The following is a 7,881-nucleotide window of genomic DNA, read 5'->3' as shown; positions in this document are numbered from 1 at the left end:
CGATCGTCAACGGCGCCGGCAAGAAGGCCGACATCGAGGCGCGCGTGGCCCAGATCAAGGCGCAGATCGAGGAAACCACCTCGGACTACGACCGCGAGAAGCTCCAGGAGCGTCTTGCCAAGCTCGCTGGCGGCGTCGCGGTGATCCGCGTCGGCGGCGCGACCGAGGTCGAGGTGAAGGAGCGCAAGGATCGCGTTGATGACGCGATGCATGCGACCCGCGCGGCTGTCGAGGAAGGCATCGTCCCCGGCGGCGGCGTCGCCCTGCTCCGTGCCTCCGAGCAGCTCAAGGGCCTGCGCACCAAGAACGACGACCAGAAGACCGGCGTCGAGATCGTGCGCAAGGCGCTGTCGGCTCCCGCTCGCCAGATCGCGATCAACGCCGGTGAAGACGGTTCGGTGATCGTCGGCAAGATCCTGGAGAAAGATCAGTACGCCTATGGCTTCGACTCGCAGACCGGCGAGTACGGCAACCTCGTCACCAAGGGCATTATCGATCCGACGAAGGTCGTTCGCACCGCGATCCAGAACGCCTCCTCCGTGGCGGCGCTGCTGATCACCACCGAAGCCATGGTCGCCGAGCTGCCCAAGAAGGGCGGCGCCGGCCCGGCGATGCCCCCGGGCGGCGGCATGGGTGGCATGGGCGGCATGGACTTCTGAGTCCGGCCACTCAGGCGAACCACGGAATGCGAAACCCCGGCAGCGATGCCGGGGTTTTTGTTTGTGTGCCGAGCATGTTCGACAACTCTGCGGAGAGCAACCTGCTTAGTAGCGGATATCGAACATCTGCCGATTCTGGGGCGGGCGGCCAGCTCCCCACGTCGAATCATTTCGTCGCGTGCTCATCTCAATCGATCTCCTTTTCGCGGAGCCACCGGCGTCCCTCATATGCTGCGATCCTACGATCGTTCTGCCAAAGCTCAACCGCGTGGTCGCTTGCAAGCTTCCGCACCCGCTCCGTGGCGGTCCCTTCGTCCGAACAGATAAACTCGACAAAGCCTACGAGATGCCCGTCGCGTCTGACCATGTAGACAGTGTACCGTTCCATGCAAGTCGCCTCTCCACGTTGTCGGTTCAGAGCCTACTCGGCAGGGTGCTCCGGACATCGGGATGTCCTCGATCGCGCGGCCAGAGTTGCCAAGGAGAACTGACGCCACGACCGATCGTCGGGGCATCGGACATTCCCGTAAGCTGGCAACTCATATGGTCCGCAATGGTTTACTTCTTTGAAGCAATGAGCACGTCAGCATAGCCCATTGCGGCACAGAGCTCGTTCGGCTGACTAAGATGCGACATCCCGTTCTATTAGCCGCGCTTGTGCGATCCGCAGCAGCGAGTCGGCGCAAGCAGCAAGACTGGCCAGTCCAGGTGACATTGGCCTGCTATGCCCGTGGGTAGCGTGGGTCCTATGATTCCCAATCCAGCGTTGACCAAAGCTAGGCGGAACAGCCAAAGCCGAGCGGATCATCACATTGTCGCGTCTCGTTACTCGTCGGACTCAGCGGGGCGGAAACGTACGCGATGATCGACTTGATAGCGGTGGCGGGGCATCTTTCGCGCTTGACTGCGCGCGGGTCCCTCAATGCAGCCTCCGGAATAGAATCGTCAGGAAACGCACTTTGCAGCGCTCTATTCGGAAGACGATACCAAAGATTATTGTTGACGAGCCCAAAGGCTTGCGAGCCGTGCGACAAGGCTCGCTTCAGGAGGCTATGGCGCGGGTCAGGTTCGATCAATTTCAAAAGCAAAGACACGCGTTGCGGCTCCTTGTCACCGCACTGCCCAGTAGCACGCAACCAGGATGCCGGTGAAAACGAGCCCGGCGCAACATCCCAAGACGATTTCCATTGGGTCACTCCCTGATTGTTGCGTAGTTCTTCCGGCGGCCGTTTCATGTCGCCTCGCAGATCGACGGGACGGACTCAAACGCAGGTGATGCGTCCGGTCCGCCCCTGCATCACCAAGCCCTGGATTGGTGATGGTATGCCGACCGAAGCAAGCTGCGTGCCGCGACGAAAGAGCTGGATTTATAGACCCTGCGCATCAACGGAGTGTCAGCTCACGGACAATGGTACCAAAGCTGACAAACTCACAAAGCTCGCACCACGCGCTGTCAGCGTCGCAAGAGCCGCCTGAACGCGTCTCGCATTGCGCTTGTCCAAAGCGTGCCGATCTGCGCCAAATCCATGGCGCGTGAGCACGGATTCACTGCTAGCAAAGCCGACGTCCAGTTTCAGCGAGGGAGAAAACATCGCTGATCCGCTTGATAGACTTGCGGAGATCGCGACTGGAGTCGGCTCTGTTCCTTCTTTCAAACCGGTCAGGCCGTTGATAACGGTGTCGGGTGTTCGACCATGTTGTCGGCATCTGACGTCACCGATCGAGCGAGATTGGCAATAGCCGTCTCCGAGGCCGCCGGAATTGCAATATGTCGGCGAGAAGGAAGCATGTGCCTTGCGCGGAGCTCACGGACTACCGAGAGCTGGCGGATCAGAGCCGGGCTTCGATCAAATGAACGAGTTGCGCCCCGATGCGATAGAGCGCCTCCCGCGTGTCGCGGAAGCGCGGCTCCTCCACCGGAGTGATCGGAAGCGGAAGGTCTTGGTCCGCAACCTGGCCCAGCACATAGGACGCGAGCACGCCGCCGAACACAGTGCCTGGCGCAATTCCGCGGCCGTTATATCCATTGAACCCGATTACGTTGCGGTCCAGCTTGTGAAAGCGGGGTAGGTTGTCCGAGGTCATACCGATCGTCCCGAACCAACCGGCCTCGAATTCGATGTCGGCGAGCTGAGGAAACAGCTTGCCCAGCGAGCGGATTGCCCACGCCCTGTGCACTGCTGTACTGCTCCGCTCGAGAGCACCGATGCTGCCATAAACCAGCCGACCTGCACGGTCGAAGCGAAATGAACTGAGCACCTGTTTCGTATCCCAGGCTCCCTGGCGTTCGGGCAAGATCGATGCTCTCAAATTATCCGAGAGAGGTTGGGTCGCAAAGTTGAAGTAAGGCAGTTCGATCTGCTCCTGCCGGACCTGCGACCAGGGTCCTCGTGCGTAGGCATCGGTGGCAACAATCACCCAATCTGCACGCACAGATCCGGCTGCCGTATTGACCTTCCAGCGCGAGCCGCCGTCGCTGGCGGTGAGAGCGGCACTCTGAGTGAATATTTTCGCGCCCGCAGCAAGCGCGGCACGAGCCAAACCACGAACATAGGCCAGCGGCTGAATTGTGCCAGCGCGTTTATCCAGCAGTGCACCGGCGTAGTCGCCACCACCGATCCTCCGGCGCGTCTCCTCGGCATCGAGAATCTCGACCGGCGCACCACGTCGCTGCCATTGTTCAGCACGAGCCTCGATTTCTTCCAATCCCCTGCGTCCGACTGCACAGTGCAACGTGCCCGTGGGCTCTTGTTCGCATTCAATGCCATGTTGCGCGATAAGATCGAACACTCGCCGCGGCCCACGGCTGAGCAGATCGATCAGGCGCTCCCCATGGGTTAGTCCCAGCGTCGCTACGAGAGTGTCCGGCATGACCCACATACCGGCATTCACGAGACCGACATTGCGTCCGGAGCCGCCGAAGCCGATTTCAGACGCCTCGAGGACCGCGACCCGCGCTCCTCCTTCTGCAAGGTGGAGAGCGGACGAAAGCCCAGTATATCCGCCACCGATGACGAGGATATCGACGTCGATCTCGCCGGCCAGACGACCGGTCTGAGGTGCATGCGGAGCCGTCAGTTCCCAGAGTCCGTGCGATGTCGGATCGTCTTGCATCAGGTAAACTCCCTCGGCTGCAATTGTCCGTCACGTCGGAAATGCGCCGACAAGGCTCCCCGAGCTGCGAGGCCATGGCGGAGGAAATCCGGAGGTACGGCGCAAGCTTGCGAATAATTCGCGGGAGGTCAACTTTGATTGCCGATTGAAGCCTAGGCGCGAAGCTCGCAAGGCGGATTGGCATGAGGAAGGCAAAAGCCCCCGTTGCGCGAAACACCGCGATTACTTCTTCACTGCATCCGGCTCGACCGCAAATCGGCGAAGAGGGCCTGATCCTAGTTGTCAGCTCCCGAGCCGGGCAGCCGAGCTGGCGATATCCTGCCGGAACGTGCTGTGACAACCTCATCCATGCGGGTGGCGGCTGGACGCACGCCGCTGCAGAGCTTGAGACGTCGCCGGCACCATTCGGCGCTGCGCGACCTCGATAAGCGATAGCATCAGCAGTGGGGGCGCACCCAACGCTTGGCTGACAACACATATCATCCGCGCTCGCGCCGGGAGAAACCAGAGATATCACTTGATAATCAAGCCAGACCAAGCCGTGGATTGAAGTGACGCCGTATTGGAGCGCAAATTCGACCAGCCCACGGAGCCTTCTTCCGCGGTCAGACCAACGGCAAATGCTTCCGCCCCTATGTCGAACAGCAACTCATTCTGGTGGACGAGCCGCAATGGGGCGCTGACAGCCTTGACGCAGCAATCAACTTGATTGCTTGCTGCTCGGCCATTCGCGCCGATATCGAACTACGCACGGAAAAACCTCCGGCCGCCTGCGCGCGACCGGAGGTTTGCAGATAAGAGCCGTCCGCGTTAGTGGCGCTTGCCGGCCGTCGGCGTCCCGCCGTCTGAAGACTCGTCAGCTGCCCCCTTGTTCGGAGCGATTCCAGTGGTGCCGGCTGCACCCTTTGTGCTCTTGGCCGGCTTCATCCCCACTTTTCGGTCCGCAGCGCCGAGCTGAGCGGTCGAATCCTCATCATCGCTCATGCCGCCCTGTATGCTCTTGCCTTGCATGCCGCCGCGATTCTTGGCGCCGGTCGAAAGGTCTTGCGCGAGCACCTGGCCCGCAAGCAGAGCCGAAAGAACACATGCGACTACAGAGGTCTTCACCAACTTCATCATCTCTCCTGGACTTGTTCGCGATTGAACGATTCCATCACTCCGACGCCATTCGCGTTCACCGGATCGTTCAACGCGTCAATACTGCGAACGGCGCCGTCAGCACGGAACGTGATTTTTGTGGTCATCGTTTAGAGATTTTAAGGCGATTTCGCGGAGCTACCGTCCTATGGGCAGCGCGGCGACCATCTGCACAAGCAACTCAACTGCCGGACCGAGATTCTCAAGGGCCATGAACGGCACCGGAGGACGCTTCGTGGGATCCGCTGATGACTTATGAATTTTAGAGGCGGATACGAGCACAGAGCAGCTTGCATAGTCTCACCACAAGCTTGCCCGAAGCAACAATGCAGTAGAAGGCCCCGCGAGCCAGTTCATCGAGGAATGCCGCCCCCGGTCCCACCTGTGGGCGTTGGACTGGAATATATGTGAACGCAATGATGCGCAGGATTCACATCGTCTGACCTCGCCCGACGCCCACAGTCTTACTCGCATGTCATCTTTGGCCGGTCAGTTGGCGAGGAGTTCATTGGTAAAGAACGACGCCGCGGGTTTTGGATGATCGATCGCTTGTTCGGTCTTGAGCAACTCGATCGCTTGTTCGATGAGCTTCGCGTCGACCCAGCCGATGGGCTTTCCTTCCTCGGACACCATCGCGTCAATCGTTGCCCTGACTTGTGCTTCGATGACGTCCACCGACGGGCCGACTTGCCAAACCTTGGCGATGGCATTCGCAGCAGCCCTCGGATCACTTCGTGTGGCCTGGATGCCCTCGTTAACAGCAGCGAGATAGCGCATGAGCACATCCGGCTTCTTGGCAATAGCGGCATCGCTCGTGACTGCGGCCTGCCCTGGAACAACAAGCCCATATTTTGCGAGATCGAGAATCGGAAACTTGATTCCGGTCCGCTGCTCGAGGACGGGCAGGTCACTGGTGCGATAGATACTCACGGCGTCCACCTGGTTCTGCAGGAACTGGGGTACGCGCGATTGCGCGTCCATCTGCACCTTCTTGATCTTGGTGCAGTCGATCTTGTTCACCGCGCAGAAGGTTCCGAGATAGGATGTCCCCGTCTCGCCGACGGCATGTGCCACGACCTTGCCCTCGAGATCCTGCGGTTTGAGGATGGGCTTGTCGGGATGCGAGATCATGACGACGGGCGTCTTTGGATGGTACAGCGCGATGATCTTGATCGGCATGCCCTTCTGGATCGCGGAAGCAGCGAAGATCCCAGGCATGATGACAATGTCCTCCTGGCCCTGAACGAGCGCGCCCAGTGCCGCCTGCGAACCCGCACCTTCCCCCATGCGTACGGCGAGGTTCTTGGCAGTATAAAAGCCTCTGTCCTGCGCAAGGTAGAAGTGCCCATACTCGCCCTTGAGCTTCCAGCTGAAACGCACTCGCACATCGTCGGCCGCCAAGGCAGTCGATGAGAAGACGATAGCTGCGAGCAGCGCCATGGCTGCCACCACGGTGCTGTTCCGCGCCGTGTTGCGGTGCCTTGCAGTCATAAATTCTCCTTCGATTTCCACCATCTCTCGCGTGGGCTGACGCCTCCAAGCCAAGCTGAGCGTCACACCGTCCAAGCGCAGACCGGCTTTGCGAATCGGACGATCAGGACGTCACCAGCAGGCCGCCATGCTTGCGAACACGGCGGCGTGCAGCGTTACGAACGCTAGCCGAACTGATTCGCTAGTGAGGACGTTGGTAATTCGACGCAGCTCAGCATCTTCAGTGATGAGCCGGCGAACATAGTCATGTCGGTTCAATCAGGAGCTTTGATGGCGCCGCGTGATTGAACGCCGCGCCATCTTGCTGTGCGAATGAGACCAGGTACTAGAACTTGACCGAGACACCCGCGCTGGCTGATTTTTCCGTGCAGCTGTTGGTGCTGACGCCCGTTGCCGCGACGGTGCAGGTGCCGGGAGTGGCATTCGCATCGAGGCCATACTTGTTCTGCCAGTAGCGATAGGCAACCCAGACGTCAACGAAGTGACTGTATTTAGGGCCCATAAACGCCTTGCTGGCGTCAAACGTCAAGCGGATCGGCTCGCTGTTCAATTCGATCTTGCTGGCGTTGCTGAACCGTCCAACGCCGGACAGCGCAGGGAGCGTGTTGATATCGCCCTTCGCTCCCGTCACGGAAACACGGCCGCTGATGGCGAAATACCTGATGCTTTCGGGGAGGAATCCCAGATCCATGTAGTAATTGGTTTCAACCTTCCAAGTGGGTGGGAACCTTCTGTTGCCATCCAAGAGGCAGGTCACGTCCGGAGAGCCTGGACTGAAGAGGCCACACTGAAGAAACGATTTGTGGCTAGCGAGCCCTGCGACAACCAGGGGCGCCACGTTGATATAGCCCTTGTACGGAAGATCGAAGGCGAATTGCAGACCGCCAACGACGTTGTTCGTTGTGGGTGCAAAGTAGCTATTTGCAGTACCGAGATCGACGCCGACCTCGAACGAAATATTCCGCAGCGGTCCGATCTTGAAGGCGTTCGTGTTGAATATCTCATTCCAGCCGAACGTGCTCCGCTCGATGCCGTAGAATTCCGTCACTCCAGCGCAAATTCCCTGGGGACCAAAAGGCAGAACACCAGCGGGCGAGCAAGGGGAGGCAGGATCGTTGTGATCGGATTTCAACATATCAACGTTGAAGAAGTTTGTGCCGTAAGCCCATATGTCGAAATGGGTGAATGAATAGACCTGTTTTGCGGTCTTGCCGTTGATGGTCCCGTCCGGCCGGGTGCTAAACGCACCGGGATCCGTGGCCGTGAACTGGTAGGAGTAGGTGAGCCGGTTGTCATTCACCAGGAAGAACGGAGCGTCCGCAACGGGTTTTGGCTTTGCCTTGGCTGGTGCCTGTTCATCCGCAGCTCTTGCAGTACATGCGCAAGCGATCAGACTGACCGCAAGTATTGTTCGACTCACAAGTTTGGCAGAAAGCATGTTTAGTCCCCCTCTTCAAAAACGAGCTGCCCGTCGGGCATA

General features: G+C 59.4%; 6 protein-coding genes. 1 reads left to right on the top strand and 5 read right to left on the bottom strand.

Annotated elements, in window-relative coordinates; all coding sequences use genetic code 11:
- Positions 1–659, top strand: a 659-nt coding sequence (locus tag RAD15_RS38070; RefSeq protein WP_458183844.1) for a TCP-1/cpn60 chaperonin family protein, incomplete at its 5' end; no start/stop codon positions are given.
- A gap of 776 nt (positions 660–1,435) precedes the next feature.
- Here RAD15_RS38070 and RAD15_RS38065 read toward each other — a convergent pair.
- The 5 genes from RAD15_RS38065 to RAD15_RS38045 form a co-directional block, all read right to left on the bottom strand.
- Positions 1,436–1,894 (bottom strand): hypothetical protein, encoded by a 459-nt coding sequence (locus RAD15_RS38065; protein ID WP_375849322.1) that lies wholly within the window; start codon positions 1,892–1,894, stop codon positions 1,436–1,438.
- A 595-nt stretch (positions 1,895–2,489) separates the two neighbouring features.
- A complete protein-coding gene (locus RAD15_RS38060) occupies positions 2,490–3,773 on the bottom strand; it encodes an NAD(P)/FAD-dependent oxidoreductase (protein ID WP_458183843.1) in 1,284 nt (427 codons plus the stop codon).
- Positions 3,774–4,583: 810 nt separating this feature from the next.
- Positions 4,584–4,889, bottom strand: a complete 306-nt coding sequence (locus tag RAD15_RS38055; protein WP_458183842.1) for a hypothetical protein — start codon at positions 4,887–4,889, stop codon at positions 4,584–4,586.
- A 510-nt stretch (positions 4,890–5,399) separates the two neighbouring features.
- Entirely contained in the window at positions 5,400–6,401 is a 1,002-nt protein-coding gene (locus RAD15_RS38050; RefSeq protein ID WP_458183841.1) for an ABC transporter substrate-binding protein, read from the bottom strand.
- A 325-nt stretch (positions 6,402–6,726) separates the two neighbouring features.
- Positions 6,727–7,839, bottom strand: coding sequence for a hypothetical protein (locus RAD15_RS38045; protein ID WP_375866021.1), 1,113 nt, complete (start codon positions 7,837–7,839; stop codon positions 6,727–6,729).
- Positions 7,840–7,881: the final 42 nt, after the last annotated feature.

The organism is Bradyrhizobium sp. 14AA, assembly GCF_054185205.1.
Note: the sequence above shows the minus strand (reverse complement) of the source record. Positions and strands in the feature narration are given on the sequence as shown.